Below are 23,360 nucleotides of genomic sequence, written 5' to 3' on the forward strand. Positions count from 1 at the left end.
GGTTGCGCGCACCAGGTGTGAAGGATTATTTTCGAAGTATGTCCTTCGCATCTGGCTCCTCGTGCTGGCCGGACGTCTGGCTCGCGGCCACCGCGCGTGGCATCTCCAGTTGCGGGAACTTCCTGGTCACCAGCGCCCTCACGCTCGCGCTCCAGTCCGCCGGGGCCGGTGGGCTCGCCGTCTCCGGGCTGCTGCTCGCCGCGACGCTGCCGCTGGTCGCGCTCGCGCCGCTGACCGGTCGTCTCGCCGACCGGGTGGACAGCCGGGTGCTGCTGATCGCGACCGGGCTCGGTCAGGGGGCGACCTGCCTGGCGCTCGCCTACGCACCGGGTCCGGCGCTGGTGATCGCCCTGGTGGCACTTCTGGCCACCGGCCTCGCGGTCTCCCAGCCGGTGATCTCCGCGCTGGTGCCGGTGATGGTGCGGCCGGAGGACCTGCCCCGGGCCGGCGCGCTCAACCAGACCGCCGGCACACTCGGCGCGCTCGCCGGACCGGCGTTGGCCGGGCTCCTGGTCGGCCAGTTCGGCACCCGGGTACCGCTGCTCCTCGGCGCGCTCAGCTATCTCTCCCTGGTGGCGGCCGGGCTGCTCGTCCGTACCCGAAGGGGTGGCCGCCGGGTGACCGTCGGCGCCGCCGCGGCGGTCGCGCCCCCGTGGCGGTTCCGGCGCGACCCGCTGCTGACGGTGATGGTCGGCAGCGTGGCCGCGCTGATCGGCGCGGTCGGGGCGGTGAACGTGATCGAGGTCTTTTTCATCCGGGAGACGCTCGGCAGCAGCGCCACCGTGTACGGGCTGGTCACCGGCTCGTGGACGCTCGGCATCGTGCTCGGCGCGTGGCTGTTCGCCCGGATCGCCCGCCGGCTCGCCGACGACGGCGCGCTGCTCGGCGCCGGGCTGGTGCTGCTCGGCGGATGCTGCCTGGCGGTGCTCGTGTCGGCGGCGGTGCCCTCGGCGTGGCTGCTCGTGCCGATCTGGTTGCTGGGCGGGGTCGGTAACGGCGGCGACAACGTCTTCAACAACCTCCTGCTGGCCCGGCGGGTGCCGGAGGCGGCCCGGGGCCGGGCGTTCGCGGTCTTCGGCGCGGCGGCACAGGGCGCCGCGATGGGCGGCTACCTGGTCGGGGGCCTGCTGCTGGAGGTGGCCGGCCCGCGCACGCTGATCGCCGGCTGCGGCGTGGCCGGCCTGCTGGTGGTGGCGGCGCTGGCCGGGCCGGTCCGCCGGGCGGTACGCGCCGAGCCCGCCGCCGTCCCCGCCGCAGCCGTGGCGGCGGAGGCCGCGTGAGCTGGTGTTAAGAAGGGCCCCTTCCGCTACCGGAGGCGTTAACAAGGGGCCCTTCCTTACCGCCGGGTGCGGGGTTCACCACTCCATCGGATCCCCCGGCGGCGGGGGAGAGGTCGCGGCGATACGGTCGGGTCATGGCCGACCGCATCGCCCGCCCCCGGGTGGGGCACATCCAGTTCCTCAACTGCCTGCCCATCTACTGGGGGCTGATGCGGTCCGGCGCGCTCATCGACGTCGACCTGCACAAGGACTCGCCGGACCGGCTCACGGCCGACCTGGTCGCCGGTGACCTCGACATCGGCCCGATCACGCTCGTGGAGTTCCTCAAGCACGCCGACGACCTGCTGCTCCTGCCCGACCTGGCGGTCGGCAGCGACGGGCCGGTGCTCTCGGTGAACATGGTGTCCACCCGCCCGCTGGGTGAGCTGGACGGCGCCCGGGTCGCGCTCGGCTCCACCTCGCGTACCGGGGTGCTGCTGGCCCAGCTGCTGCTCGCCGAGCGGCACGGGGTGCGGCCGGAGTACTTCCGCTGCCCGCCGGACCTGACCCAGATGCTGCTGGAGGCCGACGCCGGGGTGCTGATCGGCGACGTGGCGCTGCGCGCGCTGTACGAGGCGCCCGCCAAGGGCCTCGAGGTGACCGACCTGGGTCAGGCGTGGCACGACTGGACCGGGCTGCCGATGGTCTTCGCCGTCTGGGCGGTACGCCGTGACTTCGCCGCCGCCCACCCAGGCCTGGTCAAGGAGGTGCACGAGGCGTTCCTGCGCTCGCGTGACCTGTGCCTGGCCGAGCTGGACCAGGTGGCGGAGGCGGCGGCCCGCTGGGAGACGTTCGACGCGGACACGCTCGCCACGTACTTCCGGGCGCTGGACTTCTCGCTCGGTGAGCGTCAGGTGGCCGGGCTGCGCGAGTTCGCCCGCCGGGCGGCCGCGTACGGGGAGGTGCCGGCGCTGCCGGCCGACGGTCCGGAGTTCTTCCAGGGCTGAGCGTGCGGCCCGGCTGCCGACCCCGCGGTGGGCGGCCGGGCGGATCAGGTGGCCGGGCGCAGCAGCGCCTTGGTGATCCGTTCGCAGGCGTCCATGCCGTACTCCCAGCCGCCCTCGACACCGAACGGGCTGCGGACCATCACGCCCATCGTCCACGTCTCGCCGATGGCGAGGCAGTTGACGTGGTACTCCTTTTCCTTGTCCCGGTCGATCCACCCGTTCTTGATGGCGATCTTCTTCTGCTGGGCGGCCGGGAACGCCTTGCGGATGCCGAAGTCACCGGGGGCGCGTACCTGGCGCATCTCGTTGAGCAGCCACTTGGTCCACTTCGGCCCCGCCGCGCGGCCGTCGTCGATGCAGAGCCCGAGCCGGGCGGTGTCCCGGGGGGACAGCTCGGTGCGGCTCCAGCCGCCGTCGTCGGCGACCGCGCTGTCGGTGAGCTTGCAGATCGAGATGAGGCGCTCGATCGAGTCGGAACCGCCCACGCTCTCGTAGAACTCCTGGGCGCGGGTGTTGTCGCTGTCGCGAATGATCTTCGTGGCGTCGGCCAGCTTCGCCTCGCTCGGCGTCTTGCCGTCCTCGGCGCGCAGGCGCAGGTAGTCGGCCACCACCCAGGACTTGATCAGCGAAGCGGTCGTGCTGGTCTCGTCCATGTTCGCGGAACCGATGATCTTTCCGGTGCGCTTGTCCAGCACGGACCAGGCGTACCAGCCCTTGATCTTCAGGCTGTCCAGGTTCTTCTCCTGGAACGGCAGCGGGGTGAGCGCCGGTGAGGGAGCGACGCGCGGCGCGTTGCGGTCGACGGTTTGCCGGGCGGACCGCTCGTTGGTCGGCTCGGGGTGCGAGCTTGCGGTGGCCTCCAGCGGCGAGCCGGGGATCACCCGCAGGGAGAGGCCGAGCAGTCCGAGGAGAACCACTGCCAGGGCGCTGAACGCCAGCGGGCGGCGATGGCTGCCGGGTCGACGCCGGGCGCCGGCCATCAGAGCTTCCCGGCCGGCTGTTGCGGCACCTTGAGCGCGGCGCCGGGCTGCGGCGTCACGAGCTGGGTGGCGACGCTGGCGCACATCTTCGCGCCGTACGACAGGCCGGCCCTGGCCGGGTAGCGCATCATGACCGAGAGACTCCACTTGTCGGTGAACGCCAAGCAGCTGACGTGCCAGTTGCCGTCGTAGGCGAGCCGCGTCCAGCCGTTCTTCATGTGCACCGGGCCCTGCGCCTTGATCGTCGCGGGCAGGCCGTCGATGATGCCCCACCGGCCGCCGCCGGAGCGCTCCTCCTGCTGCTTGACGCTGCCGGCCACCTTGGTCATCTCGCTGAGCAGCCACTTCGTCCACTTGGGCCCGGCGGCGCGGCCGTCGGCGATGCAGTCGCCGAGGCGAACGGCGTCCCGGGGGGACATCTCGGTGAAGCTCCACCAGCCCTCGTAGTCGGGCACGTCGCCGGGCCTGGTGTCGGTCAGGCCGCAGATCCGGATCGCGCGCGCGATGACCGGGTCCGGCTTGCCGCCCGGCTGCGGCTTGTAGGAGCCGCCGGCCGCCCGGTAGACCCGGTTGGCGCCGTCGTCGTCGCTGTCCCGGATCGCCAGGATCGCCGCCTTCTTCAGGTCGTCGCTCGGCTCCTTCTCGCCGAGCTGGCGCAGGTAGTCCGCGACGATCCAGGCCTTGAGCATCGACTCGGTGGAGCTGGTCTGGTTCATGTTCTTCGCGCCGGTGACGGTGCCCGTCTCGCGGTCCATCAGTGCCCAGGAGAAGAACTCGCCCTCGAACTTCACCGAGACCGGCGCGTTGGCGAGCGTCGGCGGTGCGGGGGCGGTCGGGCTCGGCGCCGGGACCTGTCCACCGCCGCCGATGCCGCCCTCGCCGCTGCCGCCGGCGAACTTGGCGTACGCGGCGGGCACCAGCATGACGCCACCGACGAGGACCGCCACGATGGCGAGCACCATGGTCACGCGAGGTCGCATGAGTGGTGAACTCCAGATGTATGGCCGGGGGGACCGGCGCTTCCGCAGGTTTCGCTCCGGTCGCCACAAGGCCGGGGGACGTTGGCCTGAACGGTGGCGATCTTGGAGCCGAACGGCTTGCCGGGGGAAGTCTACTTCCGGACTGTCGATATGCCAGGTCTCGACACCCGCCGACTTGGTGGGAAGGGCGGGTTATTGACGTGCTTTGCCAGCCTTGGGAGGTTTCACCTTCATTGGGTGATCGACATCACAGTCACTCTCCGATTGCTGGCGATGACGGCAGGCGCTTGTTCGGTCGTGGAAGGCGGCTCGCGAATGCTGTTACACCCTCTGGTGTCAATCGTGCCGAGCTGTAACACTAGCTACATGTATGGCAATGACTTCGCTCCGCCGGAGGACGCTCCGGGCGGCGGCCTGCTCGGCGAAGTGGAGGCCGCGGAGGCGGCGCTGCGCGAAGCGGCGGCGCGGGCGCGGCGCGGCGGTCCGGCGCCGGACGAGGACGTCGAGGCGTACTTCGCCGACGTCATCGACGCGGACCAGAAGATCGAGCCCCGCGACTGGATGCCCGAGGCGTACCGCAGGACGCTGATCCGGCAGATCGCGCAGCACGCGCACTCCGAGATCATCGGCATGCAGCCGGAGGGCAACTGGATCAGCCGGGCGCCGTCGCTCAAGCGCAAGGCGATCCTGCTGGCGAAGGTGCAGGACGAGGCCGGCCACGGCCTCTACCTCTACGCGGCGGCCGAGACGCTCGGCATCAGCCGCGACGAGCTGGTGGACCTGCTGCTCGACGGGCGGCAGAAGTACAGCTCGATCTTCAACTACCCGACGCTGACCTGGGCCGACGTCGGCGCGATCGGCTGGCTCGTGGACGGCGCGGCGATCGTCAACCAGGTGCCGCTGTGCCGCTGCTCCTACGGCCCGTACGCCCGGGCGATGATCCGGGTCTGCAAGGAGGAGTCGTTCCACCAGCGGCAGGGCTACGAGATCCTGCACACGCTGGCGCACGGCACCGAAGCGCAGAAGGCGATGGCGCAGGACGCGGTGGACCGCTGGTGGTACCCGTCACTTGCCATGTTCGGCCCGCCGGACGGCGACTCGACGCACAGCGCCCAGTCGATGGCCTGGAAGATCAAGCGCTTCTCCAACGACGAGCTGCGCCAGCGCTTCGTCGACATGTGCGTCGGCCAGGCGGAGGTGCTCGGCCTCACCCTGCCCGACCCGGACCTGCGCTGGAACGACGAGCGGCAGGCGTACGACTACACCCAGCCCGACTACGACGAGCTGATGCGGGTCATCAAGGGCAACGGGCCGTGCAACAGGGAGCGCATGGCGCACCGGCGCAAGGCACACGCCGACGGCGCGTGGGTACGGGAGGCCGCCGCGGCGTACGCCGCGAAGCGGTCAGATCGAAAGGAGCCGGTGGCGGCATGAGCAGCTCGTCCTCTCCCCTCTGGGAGGTCTTCGTGCGGGCCCGCCGTGGCCTGTCGCACACCCACGTCGGCAGCCTGCACGCCCCCGACGCCGAGCTGGCCCTGCGCAACGCCCGGGACCTCTACACCCGCCGCCAGGAGGGCGTATCCATCTGGGTGGTGCCGGCGAGCGCGATCACCGCGTCCAGCCCGGACGAGAAGGACTCGTTCTTCGACCCGGCCGCCGACAAGGTCTACCGGCACCCCACCTTCTACGAGGTCCCCGAAGGGGCTGCGCACCTATGAGCCGGTTCGACTTCACGCTCGCCATCGGCGACGACGCGCTCATCGCGGCGCAGCGCCTCGGTGAGTGGACCTCCCGCGCGCCGGAGATGGAAGAGGACATCGCGCTCGCGAACATCGCCCTCGACCAGCTCGGCGCGGCGCGGCTGCTGCTCACGTACGCGGGCGAGCTGGAGGGCGCGGGCCGCGACGAGGACGACCTGGCCTTCTTGCGCGACGACCGCGAGTTCCGCAACTGCCTGCTGGTCGAGCTGCCGAACGGCGACTTCGGCGTGACCATGGCGAAGCTGTTCTTCCTGGCCGCGTACCAGGTGCCGCTCTACACGGCGCTGGCCGGCTGCGCGGACGAACGGCTCGCGGCGGTCGGCGCGAAGGCGCGCAAGGAGTCGGCGTACCACCTGGACCACGCGGCGCTGTGGGTGAAGCGGCTCGGCGACGGCACGGAGGAGTCGCACCGGCGCATGCAGGACGCGGTCGACGAGGTGTGGCCGTACGTCCACGAGCTGTTCAACCCGGATCCGGCGGCGCCGGTCGACCCGTCCACCCTTCGGGCCGACTTCGACGCCACCGTGTCCGCCGTGCTGGACGAGGCGACGCTCACCCGCCCGGAGACGGGCTGGACGCCCGGTGGTGGCCGGGACGGCCTGCACACCGAGCACCTCTCGTACCTGCTCGCCGAGATGCAGGTGCTGCACCGCGCCCACCCCGGAGCGAGCTGGTGACAAGCGCGAGGGACGCCGCGGCGGCGGTGGTGGACCCGGAGATCCGGGTCATCACCATCGACGAGCTGGGCATCCTGCGCGCCGTCGACGAGGAGCCCGGCACCGGCCGGGTCGTCGTCACGATCACCCCCACCTACACCGGCTGCCCGGCCATGGACGTGATCCGGGCGGACATCCGCCGGGCGCTGGCCGCTGCCGGGCATCCGGACGCCGAGGTCCGCACGGTCTACCACCCGGCGTGGAGCACCGACTGGATCTCCGACGCCGGGCGGGCCAAGCTCGCCGCCGCCGGCATCGCCCCGCCCGCGCCGCGCGGCGACGACACCGTGGTGCCGCTGACGCTGGCCGTACGCTGCCCGCGCTGCGGGTCGCCGGAGACCACCCAGATCAGCCGCTTCGGCTCGACCGCGTGCAAGGCGCTGTGGCGCTGCCGCTCCTGTTCCGAACCCTTCGACCACCTGAAGGCGCTGTGACTGTCACCATCACGCGGCCGGTTCGCCGCCGGCCGGTCTTCCACCCGCTGCCCGTGGCCGCCGTGGACCGGCTCACCGACGACTCGGTGTCGATCACGTTCGCGGTGCCGGAGGAGCTGCGCGAGACGTTCGCGTTCTCCGCCGGGCAGCACCTCACCGTCCGCCGCCCGGCCGACGCCGACGGCGGGGAGGTGCGGCGGTCGTACTCGATCTGCTCCACCCCCGACGAGCTGGCCCGGCACGGCCGGTTGCGGGTCGGGGTGCGTGAGGTGCCGGGCGGGGCGTTCTCCGCGTACGCCTGCGGCGCGCTGCGTGGCGGCGACACCGTCGAGGTGCTGCCGCCGCTGGGCCACTTCACCTCCGCGTTCACTCCGGACCGGGTCCGCCGGTACGGCGCGGTGGTCGCCGGTTCCGGCATCACCCCGGTCCTCGGGCTGGCCGCGACCGCGCTGGCGACCGAGCCGCGCAGCACGTTCACGCTGGTGTACGGCAACCGCACGGCGAACTCGGTGATGTTCGCCGAGGAGCTGGCGGACCTGAAGGACCGCTATCCGACCCGGCTGCACCTGGTGCACGTGCTGTCCCGGGAGATGGGCGAGTCGGCGCTGCTGTCGGGGCGGATCGACGCCGACCGGCTGACCCGGCTGCTCGACACCGTCGTGCCGGGGGACGAGATCGAGGAGTGGTTCCTCTGCGGCCCGTACGGGATGGTGGTGGACGCCAAGGCGGTGCTGGCCGGTCGCGGCGTGCCGGACGCGGCGGTGCACACCGAGCTGTTCCACGTCGACGCCCCGCCGGAGCCGGTCCGGCGTGAGGCCGAGCGGCCCGGCGCGGGCACCGACGTGACGATCGTGCTGGACGGGCGCTCGTCCAGTTTCACCATGGGCCGGGACGAGCGGGTGCTGGACGCGGCGCTGCGGGTGCGCGGCGAGCTGCCGTACGCCTGCAAGGGCGGGGTGTGCTCGACCTGCCGGGCCAAGGTGACGTCCGGCGAGGTGACGATGGCGCGCAACTACGCGCTGGAGCCGGACGAGGTGGCCGCCGGTTACGTACTGACCTGTCAGTCGAGTCCGGTAACCGACGAGCTGACCGTCGACTACGACGCCTAGCGGCGCCGCCGCTCAGATCACCACGGGCGGTGCCGTGGCGGCGCGGCCACGGGCCCGGCTGACGTGGCCGCGCCACCCGCCGACGAGCGCGAACAGGGTCCATCCCGCCGCGCCGAACACGAGCATGCCCCGCTTTCCGTCCGGGTCCACGTCCCGCGCGTCGGTCAGTTCCACCTCATCACGCGGGTCGACGAGCACAGTCAGCCGCTGGCCCACCCGGTAGCCGGGGGAACTGCCCCGGTAGACCAGCGGCTCGTCCAGCCGGCCGGCGTCGCCCTGGAGGGCGAACTCGTGCCGCTTGCCGGCCGTCTGCACGTCGGTGATGGTCACCTGCTGGGCGACGCCGCGCTCCCGGAGCACCGACTCGGGGGCGAGCTGGACGGCGCCCACCAGCACGAACAGGGCCGGCAGCACCGACAGGAGGGTCAGCCACCAGCCCCGGTGCAGCAGGCGCAGGCCGACCGCGAAGGCGAGGCAGCCGACCAGGCCGACGGAGATCGGCACCGCGATCGGGAGTCCCACGGTGAGGTGGCCGAGCGCCGCGGTCACGACGATCACGGCGAGGCCGAAGCCGACGAGCACGGCGGTCATCGTGAGGGACCAGAGGGCGGAGCGGGCGCCGGCCACGCGTACGGGGGTGGGCGGGGGCGATACAACTGACACGCCGAGAGCGTAGACGGGCGACGCCAGCGCTCCGCTTCCCGCGGTGGCGCTTCGGGTCGACCACCATCCGTGACGGGTAGAACGTTACGTTCTACACTTGCCTGATGGAGCAGATCGCCGTCCGGGAGCTGAACCAGCACACCAGCCGGGTGCTGGCGCGGGTGCGCGCCGGTGAGACGGTCGAGGTGACCGATCGGGGTGAGCCGATCGCCCGCCTGGTCCCGGTGCTGGCCGGCGACGCGCTTCTCGGCCGGTTGGTGGCCGAGGGCCGGGCCACGGCCCCGACCACGACCGGCCCGGTCCCGATGCCGCCGGTGCTCGGGGATCCCACGGTGGACGCCGCGGCCGCGCTGGTCGAGGCACGCGACGAGGAGCGTTGGTGATCTACCTCGACTCGGCGGCGGTCATCAAGATGCTGCGGCGGGAGGCGGAGACGCCGGATCTGCTCGGCTGGCTGAACGAGCGCGCCGGCACCGCGCTGGTGTCGTCGGCTCTCGTCGAGGTGGAGGTGCCGCGGGCGTTGCGTCGTGCCGCTCCACAGGCGCTGGTGGGTGTCCCCTCGGTGCTGGGACGTCTCTACCGGGTCGAGATCGACGCCACGGTCCGTGCGACGGCGGGCGCGTATCCGGAGCCGATGCTGCGCAGCCTGGACGCCGTCCACCTCGCCACCGCCGAGGTCCTGGCCCGGCAGGCGGCGGCCGAGTTCGTCGCGTTCGTCACGTACGACAAGCGGCTGCTGGAGGCGGCCAGGGCGATCGGGCTGCCGGTGGCCAGTCCGGGGATGCCCTGACCGGGTGGGTCTCTCGTCACCGGGTGAGGAGTGGCGTTTCCCGCCGTCGGGCCCGCGACGTACGCTCGGGAGTGTGACGGCGAACCGGGAGATCGACGACATCCTGCAACGCGGCGCGGACGGCGGGCGCATCACGCCCGAGGAGGCGCTGCTGCTCTACACCGACGCGCCCTTCCACGCGCTGGGCGAGGCGGCCGACGCGGTACGGCGGCGCCGCTACCCGGACAACATCGTCACGTACCTGATCGACCGCAACATCAACTACACGAACGTCTGCGTGACGGCGTGCAAGTTCTGCGCGTTCTACCGGGCCCCCAAGCACAAGGAGGGCTGGACCCACCCGACCGAGGAGATCCTGCGCCGCTGCGGCGAGGCGGTCGAGTTGGGCGCCACCCAGGTCATGCTCCAGGGCGGCCACCACCCGGACTACGGCGTGGAGTACTACGAGGAGCTGTTCTCCTCGGTCAAGAAGGCGTACCCGCAGCTCGCGATCCACTCGATCGGCCCGAGCGAGATCCTGCACATGGCGAAGGTCTCCGGCGTGAGCCTGGACGAGGCCATCGCCCGGATCAAGGCCGCGGGCCTGGACTCGATCGCCGGCGCCGGCGCCGAGATGCTGCCGGACCGGCCGCGCAAGGCGATCGCGCCGCTGAAGGAGTCCGGCGCCCGCTGGCTGGAGGTCATGGAGCTGGCCCACCGGCAGGGCCTGGAGTCGACCGCCACCATGATGATGGGCACCGGCGAGACCAACGCCGAGCGCATCGAGCACCTGCGGATGATCCGCGACGTGCAGGACCGCACCGGCGGCTTCCGGGCCTTCATCCCGTGGACGTACCAGCCGGAGAACAACCACCTGAAGGGCCGCACCCAGGCGACCACGCTGGAATACCTGCGGCTGGTCGCGGTGGCCCGGCTGTTCTTCGAGACGGTGCCGCACCTGCAGGCGTCCTGGCTGACCACCGGTAAGGACGTCGGGCAGCTCGCGCTGCACATGGGCGTGGACGACCTCGGCTCGATCATGCTGGAGGAGAACGTCATCTCCTCCGCCGGGGCCCGGCACCGCTCCAACCTGCACGAGCTGATCGGCATGATCCGGTCGGCCGACCGGATCCCCGCCCAGCGGGACACGCTCTACAACCGGCTCGCGGTGCACCACACGCCCGCCGACGACCCGAGCGACGACCGCGTGGTCTCGCACTTCTCGTCGATCGCTCTGCCCGGCGGCGGGGCCGGGAAGTCGCTGCCGCTGGTCGAGGTCAACTGACCTCGTTCCCCCGTTCGGCCGGTCGGCTCCCGTCGTGCGGCCGGAGCTCCGCCCGTTTCCGGTGAAGCTTCCGCCAGGGGTCTTCACCTGCGTGATCACCGGCGGCTAGCCTGCCCGCGCGACACCACCGATCCGGGCCGCGAGCAGGCAGGTAACAGGTCGGCGGCGACCCGGGTGAGCACCGCCCGGCAAGCCGGCGACGCCATTACGCTGGCGGCGTCCGTCGGGGACCGTCGTCCTCCATCGGCCCATGAGGGCCGTTCACATAACGCACCGCGGCAGGGGCGGGATGGGTGACCATCCCGCCCCTGCCGTCTGTCGAATCGATGGGAATTCCCACCGTACGACGCTGGCGCGGCGATGCGTCGCTCCGGTACCGTCCCTTCGTTCCGTGCGTTGATCGGCACGTCCCTACCCCCGGGGGAACCATGACCTTCCGCTACCGGTCCACGCTGGCGCGCGCCGGCGTGGTGGCCCTGCTCTCCACCGCCGGCCTCGGCGCGGTCGCCGGCCCGGCGTACGCCGCCGACAAGGCCGACCTCCAGCTCATCCCGCTCAGCTACCAGCTCGCCAAGGGCGTCAGCGAAGCCAAGGCCAAGCCGTTCAAGTTCCAGGTGAACAACGCCGCCGGGACCGTCGACGCGAAGGGCGTCCGGGTCACCGTCGAGACGAAGGACCTCAAGCCCGGCAAGGTCGGCGTGCTGGCGCCGAAGGACTGCGACATCCGCGGCACCGCCTTCTCCTGCCTGCTGGGCGACGTGCCCGCCGGGACCACCGAGGACTTCGGCATCCCGCTGTTCTCCACCGGCGGCAAGGGCGGGGCGGGCACGCTGACGGTGTCGATCAGCGCGGCCAACGGCGCCGGCGTGCTGGACACGGTCGAGCACGACATCACCGTCACCGACCCCGGCTACGACCTCACCACCTGGGTCCAGGACGTGTACGCCGACGTGGTCGTCGACGGCGACGACGCCGGTGAGGCGAACCTGCGCCCGGTCCGGCCGGGCCAGACCGCGCCGCTGGACTGGGCCGTGTTCAACGACGGAAGCGAGAACGCCACGGGCGTCGCGTACGGCATCACGCTGCCGGCCGGTGTCACCTTCGCCGAGCTGCCCGAGGGCTGCGTCGAGCAGAACCTGGGCGGCTTCGCCAACGCGTACTGCGAGGACCTGGGCGCGGTGCTCAAGCCCGGCCAGTACTACACCGCCGACGTGCGGGTGAAGGTCGGCGCGGACGTGACCGAGAAGCTGCTCCGGCCGGGCTTCGTCTGGGCCGCCGGGCTGGAGGCGGCCTCCGGCACGCCGGAGGAGCAGCCGAAGGCCGCCACCTCGGCGCAGCGTCGCGCGTTCTCCGAGGCCGACGACGGCGACAACACCGCCCAGTTCGACGTCTTCGTCGACCAGAGCCCGCAGTCGACCCCGAGCCCGACGCCGAGCGCTGAGCCGACCTCGACGCCGACCGCCCAGCCGACCCCGACCGGCAGCGTGACCGCGGTGCCGACGCCGACCTCCGGTGGTGGCGCGGGTGGCGGCACCGGCGGCGGTGGCCTGCCGGTGACCGGTATGCAGGTCGGCCTGATCGGCGGGATCGGCGCTGCGGTGGTCGCCGCCGGTGTGGCGCTGATGATGCTGTCCCGGCGCCGCAAGGTGGTGCTCGTCACGCCGGGCGAGGAGCGCACCGAGGACTGACACCGTCACCGTGGACACGGCGAGGGCGGGGTGGGCGACCACCCCGCCCTCTCGCGTACCCGGGGCGGGGCGGAAGGGGCGCGGCTGGCAGAGTGGAGGGGTGAGCCGTACCCCGCAGGGCCAGCGCGCCAGCCTGGACAAGCAGCCGCACGAGGTAGCCGCGATGTTCGACGGTGTCGCGGCCCGCTACGACCTGACCAACACCGTGCTCTCCTTCGGGCAGGACCGGTCCTGGCGGCGGGCCACCCGGGCGGCGCTCGGGTTGGCGCCGGGCGAGCGGGTGCTCGACGTGGGCGCCGGCACCGGTGTCTCGACCGAGGAGCTGGCCCATTCCGGGGCGTACGCGGTCGGCGCCGACCTGTCGCTGGGCATGCTGTACGCGGGCAAGCGCACCCGCCCGTCGGTGCCGCTGCTGGCTGGGGACGCGCTCCGGCTGCCGTTCGCCGACGCCAGCTTCGACGCGGTGACCATCTCCTTCGCGTTGCGCAACGTCAACGACACCGACGCGGCGCTGCGCGAGCTGGCCCGGGTGACCCGGCCGGGCGGGCGGCTGGTGGTCTGCGAGTTCAGCACCCCGGTCAACCCGGCGTTCCGCACCGTCTACCTGTCGTACCTGATGCGGTCGTTGCCGGCCGTGGCGCGCGCGGTGTCCAGCAACCCCGACGCCTACGTCTATCTGGCGGAGTCGATCCGGGCCTGGCCGGACCAGCCGGCGCTGGCCGCGCGGATCGGCGCGGCCGGCTGGGGCCGGGTGGCGTGGCGCAACCTGACCGGGGGCGTGGTGGCCCTGCACCGGGCCGTCCGAAACTGACCGGCCGACCAGGCGTTAGCCGGTCATTTCGTGAATATCCGGTTCTGGTCTACTTTGTCCCCGTAGGCTCGCCTGCATGACGGGACCAGACCAGGCCGCCACCGACGACGACGCCGCCGAGCTGATCGCCCAGCTCCGCGAGTTGGCCGGCGCGGATCCCGCTGATGTCCGGCAGGTCGTCGCCGAGGTGCTGGCGGCGCTCGACCGTGCGGCAGGTGGCGCGTTGCGTGACCACCTGCCCGAGGCGATCCGGCTCGACGCCGGGCTCGGACCGGCCGCGCCGGCTCGCCCCTGACCGGTTTCGGCCCGCCTACCGGCCCGTTTCCGCGAAGTTAGGCCCCCCTCAACGCGTCCTGGTGTAACAGCGGTCATAGACTCCATCCGGATGGGCTTGTGAAGCATTTCACGAGCATGCGGGAGGAGGCGCGGATGACCGCGGTGGAGAACGACGCCGACGTCATCGTCGTGGGCGCCGGTCCCGGAGGATCGGCCACGGCGTACCACCTGGCGCGGCACGGCGTACGCGTGCTGCTGCTGGAGAAGACGGAGTTTCCCCGGGAGAAGGTCTGCGGCGACGGGCTCACGCCCCGGGCCGTGCGCCAGCTCATCCGGATGGGCGTGGACACCTCGCCCGAGGCCGGCTGGCTGCACAACAAGGGCCTGCGGGTGATCGGCGGCGGGGTGCGCCTGGAGCTGGACTGGCCCGACCTGGCGAGCTTCCCCAACTACGGCCTCGTGCGGACCCGGCTCGACTTCGACGACCTGCTCGCGCAGCGGGCCGTCGCCGCCGGGGCGAAGCTGCGCACCAGCGTCAACGTCCTCGGCCCGGTGCTCGGTGCCGACGACCGGGTGATCGGCGTGCAGGTCGAGGTCGGCCCGGACAAGGAGCCCGCCACCTTCCACGCGCCGCTCGTGGTCGCCGCCGACGGCGTCTCCGGCCGCTTCCCGCTCGCCCTCGGGCTGGCCAAGCGGGAGGACCGCCCGATCGGCGTGGCGGTCCGCCGCTACTACCGCTCGCCCGCCAAGCACGACGACGACTACCTGGAGTCGTGGCTGGAGCTGCGGGCCAAGGGCAGCGACGCGCTGCTGCCCGGCTACGGCTGGATCTTCGGCCTCGGCGACGGCCGGGTGAACGTCGGCCTCGGCGTGCTGAACTCGTCCTCCGCGTTCGGCAAGACGAACTACCGCAAGCTGCTCACCGACTGGCTCGCGAACACCCCCGAGGAGTGGGGGATGACCGACGAGTCCAACGCGGAGGGTCCCACCCTCGGGGCCGCGCTGCCGATGGGCTTCAACCGGGTCCCGCACTACACCCGCGGGGTCCTGCTGGTCGGCGACTCCGGCGGCATGGTCAACCCGTTCAACGGCGAGGGCATCGCGTACGCGATGGAGTCCGGCGAGATGGCCGCGGAGGTCATGGTGCAGGCGCTGGCCCGCCCGGCCGGCGCGGAACGGGAGCGGGCGCTGATGGCGTACCCGCAGGAGCTGAAGGCCCGCTTCGGCGGCTACTACCGGCTCGGCGGCGTGTTCGTGAAGCTCATCGGCCGCCCCGAGATCATGCGGATGGCGACCAAGCACGGCATGCCGCACCCGATGCTCATGCGCTTCGTGCTCAAGCTGCTGGCCAACCTGACCGACCCGCGCGGCGGGGACGCGATGGACCGGGTCATCAACGCGATGACGAAGGTGGCCCCGGCCGTGTAGAAGACGACCGACCACGAGCCGGACAGAGATCGACCCCCCGACGACCGAGGTCTCAGGGACGTGAATAGTGTGATTTTGGCCAACCACCGAGGTCAGGGAAGGACGAGCAGGGGACAACGATGACGCTCTCTCCTTACGCACCCATCATCGGGCTGTTCGCCCTCGCTGCGGCGTTCGCGCTGTTCTCCGTGGCCGCTGCCCGACTCGCCGGCCCGCGGCGTCTGAACAAGGCCAAGCTCGAGGCGTACGAGTGTGGCATCGAGCCGAGCCCGCAGCCCGTCGGCGGCGGCCGGTTCCCGATCAAGTTCTACCTGACGGCGATGCTCTTCATCGTCTTCGACATCGAGATCATCTTCCTCTACCCCTGGGCGGTCTCCTTCGACGCTCTGCCGATCTTCGGCTTCGTGGAGATGGTCCTGTTCATCGTCGCGGTCTTCGTCGCCTACGCCTATGTCTGGCGTCGCGGCGGCCTGGACTGGGACTGAGGAGGTAGCAGATGGGCATCGAGGAGAAACTCCCCTCCGGCGTCCTGCTCACCAGCGTCGAGAAGCTGGTCAACTGGACGCGGAAGACCTCGGTCTGGGGCGCGACGTTCGGTCTGGCCTGCTGCGCCATCGAGATGATGGCGGCGGGCGGCCCGCACTACGACATGGGCCGCTGGGGCATGGAGGTCTTCCGGGCCTCGCCCCGCCAGGCGGACCTGATGATCGTGGCCGGCCGGGTGAGCCAGAAGATGGCCCCGGTGCTGCGCCAGATCTACGACCAGATGGCCGAGCCCCGCTGGGTCATCTCGATGGGCGTCTGCGCCAGCAGCGGCGGCATGTTCAACAACTACGCCATCGTGCAGGGCGTCGACCACGTCGTCCCGGTCGACATGTACCTGCCCGGCTGCCCGCCCCGGCCCGAGATGCTCATCGACGCCGTGCTCAAGCTGCGCGAGAAGATCATGCACGAGCCGCTGGGCCCGAACGGCCGCAAGATGCTGGAGGCCCGCCAGGCGCGCGGTGACGTGCCGGTCGTGCCGTACGGCTCGATGCCCTCGTCGTACCGCAGCGACAAGGCCCGCCGTGCCGAGTGGACGAAGGCCGTCCGCGAGGGGCGCGAGGAGCAGCTGCGGATCGAGAACTGGATGAAGGCGCAGAACCACCTTCAGGCGTCGCATAGGGGCCCGAAATGAGCAACGACAAGACCAACGACGGCGGGGTGCCGGTGCCGACCACCCCGGTCGGGGCCAGCTCCACCGCTCCGGCCGAGTACCCGCCGGCCAGCCCGGCCGGCCGGGGGATGTTCGGCAACCAGGGCACCGGTGACGTCTCCGGCTACGGCGGGCTGGTCCGCCAGCGCAAGCCGATCGAGGAGGCGACCCGCCCGTACGGGAGCTACTTCGACGAGGTGCGGGACGCGCTGGAGGAGGCGTACCCGGACTTCAACGACGCGATCGAGAAGGTCGTGGTCGACCGGGGCGAACTGACGCTGCACGTACGCCCGGAGCGCATCGCCGAGGTCTGCCAGGTGATGCGCGACGACCTGTCGCTGCGCTTCGAGCTGCTCTCGTCGCTGTCCGGCGTGGACTACCTGGGCGCGGAACGGCGCCTGCACGTGGTCTACCAGCTGACCTCGATGACCTACCGCCGCATCGTCCGGCTGGAGGTGGCGGTCTCCGCCGAGCAGCCGCACGTACCGAGCGTCACCGCCGTCTACCCGACCGCCGACTGGCAGGAGCGGGAGACGTACGACATGTTCGGCGTCGTCTTCGACGGCCACCCCGCCCTGACCCGGATCCTCATGCCGGACGACTGGGAGGGTCACCCGCAGCGCAAGGACTACCCGCTCGGCGGCGTGCCGGTCGAGTACAAGGGTGCGGAAATCCCGCCGCCGGACCGTAGGAGGTCGTACCAGTGACCACGTCTAACTACGCGACCGAGCGCGAGACCACCGAGGGCAAGGTCTTCACCGTCACCGGCGGGGACTGGGACGAGGTCGTCTCCGGCACGGACCCGATCAACGACGAGCGGATCGTCGTCAACATGGGCCCGCAGCACCCGTCCACCCACGGCGTGCTCCGGCTGGTCCTGGAGCTGGAGGGCGAGACGGTCCGCGAGGCCCGCTCGGTCGTCGGCTACCTGCACACCGGCATCGAGAAGAACCTGGAGTACCGCAACTGGGTCCAGGGCTCGACGTTCGTGACCCGGATGGACTACCTCTCCCCGCTGTTCAACGAGACGGCGTACGCGCTCGCGGTGGAGAAGCTGCTCGGGATCACCGACGACATCACCGAGCGCGCGAACACCATCCGCGTGCTGATGATGGAGCTCAACCGGATCTCGTCGCACCTGGTCTGGCTGGCGACCACCGCCATGGAGCTGGGCGCGATCAACATGATGCTGTACGGCTTCCGCGAGCGGGAGTACGTCCTCGACATCTTCGAGACCATCACCGGCCTGCGGATGAACCACGCGTACGTGCGGCCGGGCGGCGTGGCGCAGGACGTGCCGGACGACGCGATCCGCAAGATCCGCGACTTCCTCCAGCTGATGCCGAAGCGGCTCAAGGAGTACGAGAACCTGCTCTCCGGTCAGCCGATCTGGCTGGAGCGGACGCAGAACGTGGCGGTCCTCGACGTGACCGGCTGCATGGCGCTCGGCGTCACCGGCCCGGTGCTGCGCTCCGCCGGCCTCGCCTGGGACCTGCGCAAGACCATGCCGTACTGCGGCTACGAGACGTACGAGTTCGACGTGCCGACCCACACCGACGGTGACGTGTGGGGCCGCTACCTGGTCCGGGTCGCGGAGATCCGGGAGTCGCTGAAGCTCGTCGAGCAGGCGCTGGACCGCCTGAAGCCGGGCCCGGTGATGGTCTCCGACAAGAAGATCGCCTGGCCGGCGCAGCTCGCCATCGGCGTTGACGGCATGGGCAACTCCCTGGAGCACGTCGCGAAGATCATGGGTCAGTCGATGGAGTCGCTGATCCACCACTTCAAGCTCGTCACCGAGGGCTTCCGGGTCCCGCCGGGCCAGGTGTACGTCGCCGTCGAGTCGCCCCGCGGCGAACTCGGCGTGCACGCGGTGTCCGACGGCGGCACCCGGCCCTACCGGGTGCACTACCGGGAGCCGAGCTTCGTCAACCTCCAGGCCCTCCCGGCGATGGCCGAGGGCGGCCTGATCGCCGACGTGATCGCCGGCGGCGCCTCGCTGGACCCCGTGATGGGTGGTTGTGACCGATGAGCACGTTCACTGAAGAGACCCGGCTCCGGGCGCGGGAGATCATCGCCCGGTACCCGGCCGACCGGTCCCGCTCGGCGCTGCTGCCGCTGCTGCACCTGGTCCAGTCCGAGGAGGGGTACGTCTCCCCGGCCGGTGTCGAGTTCTGCGCCGAGGTGCTCGGGCTGAACAAGGCCCAGGTCGGCGCCGTCGCCACCTTCTACACCATGTACAAGCGCAAGCCCACCGGTGAATACCTGGTCAGCGTCTGCACCAACACCATGTGCGACGTGCTCGGCGGGCAGAAGGTCTACGACGCCCTGGCCGAGCACCTCGGCGTCGGGCACGAGGAGACCACCGCCGACGGGAAGATCACCCTGGAGCACGCCGAGTGCCTGGCGGCGTGCGACTACGGCCCGGTCATGACCGTGAACTACGACTTCTTCGACAACGTGGAGCCGCAGGGCGCGCTCGACGTGGTCGAGGAGCTGCGGGCCGGCGGCCGGCCGATGCCGACCCGGGGCGCGCGCCTGTGCACGCTCAAGGAGATGGCGGTCCAGCTCGCCGGTTTCGCCGACGAGCGCGACGGCGCGGTGGCCGACGGCGGGCCGGGCGAGCCCAGCCTGCGCGGCCTGCGCCTGGCCGAGCAGCACGGCGTCTCGGTGCCGGGCTTCGACCCGAAGACCCCGATCCGCAGCAAGGCCGAGGCCGACCGGGCCGCCGCCGAGGCGAAGGCGAAGGCCGAGGCCGCGAAGCCGGCCCCCGCGCCCGAGCCGGCCAAGGCCGCCGAGCAGGTTTTGCCGGAGGCGGCCACCGGCAGCACCGCGCCGGACGTGAAGGCGCCGGACGCCAAGTCGCCGCAGGTGCGTACCGCCGAGACCCGGCAGCCGGACGCGGCCACCGCCGTACCGGACGCGCCGGGCACCAAGATCCCGGTGGACGGCCCGCCGCCGGTGCCGCGCGACGCGCAGGCGGCGGAGGCGGCCGGCACGGCGGCGAACCCGCCGGCCGGCGACGGCAAGCCCGCCGGCGACGCGGCCGGCGCGCAGGAGCGCAACCTCAAGGAAGCGGAGGCCGGTACGGGCGCGGACGGCGCCGACCCGGCGGACGCCAACGGATCGGGGGTCCGCAAGTGACCACGCCTCGGCCGGAGACGCTGGCCAAGCTCACGCCGGTGCTCACCAAGCGCTGGCTGTCGCCGGACGCCTGGCGGATCGGCACCTACGAGAACCTGGACGGCTACGCCGCCCTGCGCAAGGCGCTCAAGGCGCACCCGGACGACCTGATCCAGCTGGTCAAGGACTCCGGGCTGCGCGGCCGTGGCGGCGCGGGCTTCCCGACCGGCCTGAAGTGGGGCTTCATCCCGCAGGGCGACGGCAAGCCGCACTACCTGGTGGTGAACGCCGACGAGGGCGAGCCGGGCACCTGCAAGGACCTGCCGCTGATGACCTACGACCCGCACTCGCTGGTCGAGGGCGTCATCATCGCCTCGTACGCGATCCGGGCCAACCGGGCGTACATCTACATCCGCGGTGAGGCCGTGCACGCCGCGCGGCGGCTGCGCAGCGCGGTCGCCGAGGCGTACGCCAAGGGCTACCTCGGCCGGAACATCCTCGGCTCCGGGTTCGACCTGGACCTGGTGGTGCACTCCGGCGCCGGGGCGTACATCTGCGGTGAGGAGACGGCGCTGCTGGACTCGCTGGAGGGTTTCCGCGGCCAGCCCCGGCTGCGCCCGCCGTTCCCGGCGACCCACGGCCTGTACGCCAGCCCGACCGTGGTCAACAACGTCGGCACCATCGCCAGCGTGCCGTACATCGTGCTCGGTGGCGCGGACTGGTGGAAGACGATGGGCACGGAGAAGTCGTCCGGCCCGATGATCTACTCGCTGTCCGGCCGGATCGCGAACCCGGGCCAGTACGAGTGCTCGATGGGCATCACGCTGCGCGAGCTGATCGAGCTGGCCGGCGGGATGAAGCCGGGGCACAACCTGAAGTTCTGGACCCCGGGTGGCTCGTCGACGCCGCTGCTGACCGCCGAGCACCTGGACGTGCCGCTGGACTTCGAGGGGGTGGCGGGGGCCGGCTCGATCCTGGGCACCACCGCCACGCAGATCTTCTCCGACCAGGACTGCCCGGTGTACGCGACCTACCGGTGGCTGGAGTTCTACCACCACGAGTCGTGCGGCAAGTGCACCCCGTGCCGGGAGGGCAACTACTGGATGGTCCGGGTCTACCGGCGCATCCTGTCCGGCCAGGGCACCCACGAGGACCTGGACACCCTGCTCGACACCTGCGACAACATCCTCGGCCGCTCGTTCTGCGGTCTGGGTGACGGCGCGACCAGCTCGGTCACCTCGTCGCTGAAGTACTTCAAGCAGGACTACCTCGACTACATCGAGGGACGTACCGCTCCGAAGCTGTCGGAGAAGACCCTGGTAGGGGCGCACTGATGACCGACGTAGCCAAGCAGACCGAGACCGTCACGCTGACCATCGACGGCGTCGAGGTCACCGCCCCCAAGGGGGCGCTGCTGATCCGGGTCGCCGAGCAGCTGGGCACCGAGATCCCCCGCTTCTGCGACCACCCGCTGCTGGCCCCGGCCGGCGCCTGCCGGCAGTGCCTGGTGGAGGTGGAGGGCCAGCGCAAGCCGGTCGCCTCCTGCACCCAGACCGTCGCCGACGGCATGGTGGTGCGGACCCAGCTCACCTCCCCGGTCGCCAAGAAGGCCCAGGAGGGGGTGATGGAGCTGCTGCTCCTCAACCACCCCCTGGACTGCCCGATGTGTGACAAGGGCGGCGAGTGCCCGCTGCAGAACCAGGCGATGTCCACCGGCCGGACGGACTCGCGGTTCCACGAGCACAAGCGGGAGTACCCGAAGCCGCTGCCGATCAGCACCCAGGTGCTGCTCGACCGCGAGCGCTGCGTGCTCTGCCAGCGGTGCACCCGGTTCTCCGAGGAGATCGCCGGGGACAAGTTCATCGACCTGATGGGCCGCTCCTCGCACGAGGAGATCAACATCTACCGGGACGAGGAGTACGGCGAGGAGGGCGACGAGGGGGACGTCCCGTTCAACTCGTACTTCTCCGGCAACACCGTGCAGATCTGCCCGGTGGGCGCGCTGACCGGCGCGCAGTACCGGTTCCGGGCCCGCCCGTTCGACCTGGTCTCCACGCCGAGCGTCTGCGAGCACTGCTCGGCCGGTTGCGCCCAGCGCACCGACTGGCGGCGCGGCAAGGTGCTGCGCCGGCTGGCCGGCGACGACCCGGCGGTGAACGAGGAGTGGAACTGCGACAAGGGCCGCTGGGGCTTCCAGTACACCCGCGCGTTCGACCGGCTCAGCACCCCGATGGTGCGCGACGAGAAGACCGGTGAGCTGCGCGAGGCGTCCTGGAGCGAGGCGCTGACCCGGGCCGCCGAGGGGCTGCGCGAGGCCCGTGACGGCGCGACCGGCACGGCGGTGCTGACCGGCGGCCGGCTCACCGTCGAGGACGCCTACGCGTACGCGAAGTTCGCCCGGATCGCACTGCACACGAACGACATCGACTTCCGGGCCCGCCCGGTCTCCCGCGAGGAGGCCGACTTCCTGGCCAGCAGCGTCGCCGGGGTCACCGACGTGACCTACACGGACGTGGAGAACGCGCCCGCCGTGGTGCTGGTCGGCCTGGAGCCGGAGGAGGAGTGCCCGATCCTCTTCCTGCGGCTGCGCAAGGCGTACCTGAAGAAGAAGCTCACGGTGTACGCGATCGCGCCGTTCGCGACGCGCGGCCTGGAGAAGCTCGGGGCGAAGCTCGCCCGGGTGGTGCCGGGCGAGGAGGCCGGCGTGCTGGCCGAGCACGCCACGGTGGCGGAGGCGCTGGGTAAGCCCGGCGCGATCCTGATCGTCGGCGAGCGGCTGGCCGAGGTGCCGGGCGGGCTGTCGGCGGCGGCGGACGTCGCCCGGCGTACCGGTGCCCGGCTGGTCTGGGTGCCGCGGCGCGCGGGTGACCGCGGCGCTGTCGACGCGGGCTGCCTGCCCAACCTGCTCCCCGGCGGCCGTGTGGTCACCGAGCCGGCCGCCCGCGCGGAACTGGGCGAGGCGTGGGACATCCCGGCCGGGGTGATCCCGAGCCAGGCCGGCCGCGACACCGACGGCATCCTCACCGCCGCCGCGAACGGTCAGCTCGGCGCCCTGGTGGTGGCCGGTGTCGACCCGGCCGACCTGGCCGACCCGCGCCTGGCCGAGAAGGCCCTGGACGCGGTGCCGTTCCTGGTCAGCCTGGAACTGCGGATGAGCGCTGTGTCGCGCCGGGCCGACGTGGTCCTGCCGGTCGCGCCGGTGGTCGAGAAGGCCGGCAGCTTCCTGGACTGGGAGGGCCGGCTGCGCACGTTCGAGAAGGTGCTGGACACCGGCGCGATGACCGACGCCCGGATCCTGGACGCGATCGCCGCGCAGCTCGACGTGCGGCTGGGCACCGGCGACGTGCCGAGCATCCGCCGCGAGCTGGGCACGCTGCCGCGTACCCGGGTCGAGCGGCCGTCGGCGCCCTCGGTCGAGCCGGCCGCCGTCCGGCAGCCGGGCGCGGGCGAGGCCGTGCTGTCCACCTGGCACCAGCTCATCGACCTGGGCAGCCTCACCGACGGCGACGAGCACCTCGCCGGCACCGCCCGCCCGCCGGTGGTCCGGCTGGGCAAGGGCACCGCCGAGTCCCTCGGCGTGGCCGACGGCGACGCGGTCACCGTCGGCACCGACCGGGGCGCGGTCACGCTGCCGGCGGCGATCACCGAGATGCCGGACGGCGTCGTCTGGCTGCCGACCAACTCGCCCGGCTCCACCGTGCGGCGCAGCCTCGGCGCGACGTCCGGTTCGCTGGTGAAGGTCTCCGTCGGCGCCGCCGGCGGTTCGGCCGTCCCGGCGGGGCGGGTCGCGGCGGACGCCGCGGACCGGCCGGGCCCGCTGCTGAACACCGGGAGTGCACAGTGAGCGCGCGCAGGCAACGAGCGGAGCGAGTACGCCTCG

The 23,360-nt window shown here is 71.8% G+C and carries 24 protein-coding genes; 21 read left to right on the top strand and 3 right to left on the bottom strand.

The annotated features are described in order from the left end of the window. Positions 1-38 precede the first annotated feature (38 nt). Both BAW75_RS19250 and BAW75_RS19255 read left to right on the top strand, forming a co-directional pair. Positions 39-1,280, top strand: coding sequence for an MFS transporter (locus BAW75_RS19250; protein WP_104114444.1), 1,242 nt, complete (start codon positions 39-41; stop codon positions 1,278-1,280). A gap of 134 nt (positions 1,281-1,414) precedes the next feature. Further along, positions 1,415-2,266, top strand: coding sequence for a menaquinone biosynthetic enzyme MqnA/MqnD family protein (locus BAW75_RS19255; RefSeq protein ID WP_104114445.1), 852 nt, complete (start codon positions 1,415-1,417; stop codon positions 2,264-2,266). A 44-nt stretch (positions 2,267-2,310) separates the two neighbouring features. Here BAW75_RS19255 and BAW75_RS19260 read toward each other — a convergent pair whose 3' ends face one another. Further along, the gene (locus BAW75_RS19260; RefSeq protein ID WP_104114446.1) at positions 2,311-3,246 is read right to left on the bottom strand and encodes a serine hydrolase; all 936 of its coding nucleotides are present in this window, start codon (positions 3,244-3,246) and stop codon (positions 2,311-2,313) included. Beyond that, positions 3,246-4,226, bottom strand: coding sequence for a hypothetical protein (locus BAW75_RS19265; RefSeq protein WP_069088833.1), 981 nt, complete (start codon positions 4,224-4,226; stop codon positions 3,246-3,248). The genes BAW75_RS19260 and BAW75_RS19265 overlap by 1 nt, the downstream gene beginning before the upstream one ends. 366 nt (positions 4,227-4,592) lie before the next feature. Between BAW75_RS19265 and paaA the strand changes: the two genes are divergently transcribed. From paaA to paaE, 5 genes are read left to right on the top strand one after another with little or no spacing between them, the layout of a single operon-like run. Beyond that, positions 4,593-5,660: a 1,2-phenylacetyl-CoA epoxidase subunit PaaA gene (gene paaA / locus BAW75_RS19270; protein ID WP_064448425.1), complete on the top strand. Its 1,068-nt coding sequence runs from the start codon at positions 4,593-4,595 to the stop codon at positions 5,658-5,660. Continuing rightward, complete coding sequence (gene paaB / locus BAW75_RS19275) at positions 5,657-5,944, top strand: 1,2-phenylacetyl-CoA epoxidase subunit PaaB (protein ID WP_064448426.1); 288 nt, start codon at positions 5,657-5,659, stop codon at positions 5,942-5,944. Before paaA ends, paaB begins: the two co-directional genes overlap by 4 nt. Next, a complete protein-coding gene (paaC, locus tag BAW75_RS19280; RefSeq protein ID WP_043327329.1) occupies positions 5,941-6,663 on the top strand; it encodes a 1,2-phenylacetyl-CoA epoxidase subunit PaaC in 723 nt (240 codons plus the stop codon). The genes paaB and paaC overlap by 4 nt, the downstream gene beginning before the upstream one ends. Beyond that, entirely contained in the window at positions 6,660-7,136 is a 477-nt protein-coding gene (gene paaD / locus BAW75_RS19285; RefSeq protein WP_043327327.1) for a 1,2-phenylacetyl-CoA epoxidase subunit PaaD, read from the top strand. Before paaC ends, paaD begins: the two co-directional genes overlap by 4 nt. Further along, positions 7,133-8,245 (top strand): 1,2-phenylacetyl-CoA epoxidase subunit PaaE, encoded by a 1,113-nt coding sequence (paaE, locus tag BAW75_RS19290; RefSeq protein ID WP_043327325.1) that lies wholly within the window; start codon positions 7,133-7,135, stop codon positions 8,243-8,245. The genes paaD and paaE overlap by 4 nt, the downstream gene beginning before the upstream one ends. A 12-nt stretch (positions 8,246-8,257) precedes the next feature. Here the strand turns inward: paaE and BAW75_RS19295 are convergent, their stop codons facing one another. Then, positions 8,258-8,908 carry a DUF3592 domain-containing protein gene (locus BAW75_RS19295; RefSeq protein ID WP_244206176.1) on the bottom strand — a complete coding sequence of 217 codons (651 nt, stop codon included), beginning with the start codon at positions 8,906-8,908 and terminating at the stop codon, positions 8,258-8,260. A 104-nt stretch (positions 8,909-9,012) separates the two neighbouring features. Between BAW75_RS19295 and BAW75_RS19300 the strand changes: the two genes are divergently transcribed. The 14 genes from BAW75_RS19300 to BAW75_RS19365 all read left to right on the top strand — a co-directional run bounded on the left by BAW75_RS19300 (position 9,013) and on the right by BAW75_RS19365 (position 23,324). Continuing rightward, positions 9,013-9,291, top strand: a complete 279-nt coding sequence (locus BAW75_RS19300; RefSeq protein WP_013283593.1) for a type II toxin-antitoxin system Phd/YefM family antitoxin — start codon at positions 9,013-9,015, stop codon at positions 9,289-9,291. Next, positions 9,288-9,698: a type II toxin-antitoxin system VapC family toxin gene (locus tag BAW75_RS19305; RefSeq protein WP_043327321.1), complete on the top strand. Its 411-nt coding sequence runs from the start codon at positions 9,288-9,290 to the stop codon at positions 9,696-9,698. Before BAW75_RS19300 ends, BAW75_RS19305 begins: the two co-directional genes overlap by 4 nt. Before the next feature lie 73 nt (positions 9,699-9,771). Then, positions 9,772-10,962 carry a cyclic dehypoxanthinyl futalosine synthase gene (mqnC, locus tag BAW75_RS19310; RefSeq protein WP_030500766.1) on the top strand — a complete coding sequence of 397 codons (1,191 nt, stop codon included), beginning with the start codon at positions 9,772-9,774 and terminating at the stop codon, positions 10,960-10,962. A 428-nt stretch (positions 10,963-11,390) separates the two neighbouring features. Further along, positions 11,391-12,650 carry a COG1361 family protein gene (locus BAW75_RS19315; protein WP_104114448.1) on the top strand — a complete coding sequence of 420 codons (1,260 nt, stop codon included), beginning with the start codon at positions 11,391-11,393 and terminating at the stop codon, positions 12,648-12,650. A gap of 100 nt (positions 12,651-12,750) precedes the next feature. Next, positions 12,751-13,461 carry a demethylmenaquinone methyltransferase gene (locus BAW75_RS19320; protein WP_064448431.1) on the top strand — a complete coding sequence of 237 codons (711 nt, stop codon included), beginning with the start codon at positions 12,751-12,753 and terminating at the stop codon, positions 13,459-13,461. A gap of 76 nt (positions 13,462-13,537) precedes the next feature. Next, positions 13,538-13,756 (top strand): hypothetical protein, encoded by a 219-nt coding sequence (locus BAW75_RS19325; RefSeq protein WP_030500769.1) that lies wholly within the window; start codon positions 13,538-13,540, stop codon positions 13,754-13,756. Between the two features lie 134 nt (positions 13,757-13,890). Next, a complete protein-coding gene (locus BAW75_RS19330) occupies positions 13,891-15,165 on the top strand; it encodes a geranylgeranyl reductase family protein (RefSeq protein ID WP_104114453.1) in 1,275 nt (424 codons plus the stop codon). Positions 15,166-15,284: 119 nt separating this feature from the next. Then, a complete protein-coding gene (locus tag BAW75_RS19335; protein ID WP_013283601.1) occupies positions 15,285-15,650 on the top strand; it encodes an NADH-quinone oxidoreductase subunit A in 366 nt (121 codons plus the stop codon). An 11-nt stretch (positions 15,651-15,661) separates the two neighbouring features. Continuing rightward, positions 15,662-16,342 (top strand): NuoB/complex I 20 kDa subunit family protein, encoded by a 681-nt coding sequence (locus BAW75_RS19340; RefSeq protein WP_013283602.1) that lies wholly within the window; start codon positions 15,662-15,664, stop codon positions 16,340-16,342. Beyond that, entirely contained in the window at positions 16,339-17,067 is a 729-nt protein-coding gene (locus tag BAW75_RS19345; protein WP_043327315.1) for an NADH-quinone oxidoreductase subunit C, read from the top strand. Before BAW75_RS19340 ends, BAW75_RS19345 begins: the two co-directional genes overlap by 4 nt. After that, positions 17,064-18,389 (top strand): NADH-quinone oxidoreductase subunit D, encoded by a 1,326-nt coding sequence (locus tag BAW75_RS19350; RefSeq protein WP_043327313.1) that lies wholly within the window; start codon positions 17,064-17,066, stop codon positions 18,387-18,389. Before BAW75_RS19345 ends, BAW75_RS19350 begins: the two co-directional genes overlap by 4 nt. Further along, the gene (nuoE, locus tag BAW75_RS19355; RefSeq protein ID WP_043327311.1) at positions 18,386-19,501 is read left to right on the top strand and encodes an NADH-quinone oxidoreductase subunit NuoE; all 1,116 of its coding nucleotides are present in this window, start codon (positions 18,386-18,388) and stop codon (positions 19,499-19,501) included. Before BAW75_RS19350 ends, nuoE begins: the two co-directional genes overlap by 4 nt. After that, on the top strand, positions 19,498-20,814 hold the full coding sequence (gene nuoF, locus BAW75_RS19360; RefSeq protein ID WP_043327309.1) for an NADH-quinone oxidoreductase subunit NuoF: 1,317 nt from the start codon (positions 19,498-19,500) through the stop codon (positions 20,812-20,814). Before nuoE ends, nuoF begins: the two co-directional genes overlap by 4 nt. Further along, on the top strand, positions 20,814-23,324 hold the full coding sequence (locus BAW75_RS19365) for an NADH-quinone oxidoreductase subunit G (protein ID WP_104114449.1): 2,511 nt from the start codon (positions 20,814-20,816) through the stop codon (positions 23,322-23,324). Before nuoF ends, BAW75_RS19365 begins: the two co-directional genes overlap by 1 nt. Positions 23,325-23,360 lie beyond the last annotated feature (36 nt).

It is taken from the genome of Micromonospora chalcea, assembly GCF_002926165.1.
GTDB lineage: Bacteria > Actinomycetota > Actinomycetes > Mycobacteriales > Micromonosporaceae > Micromonospora > Micromonospora chalcea.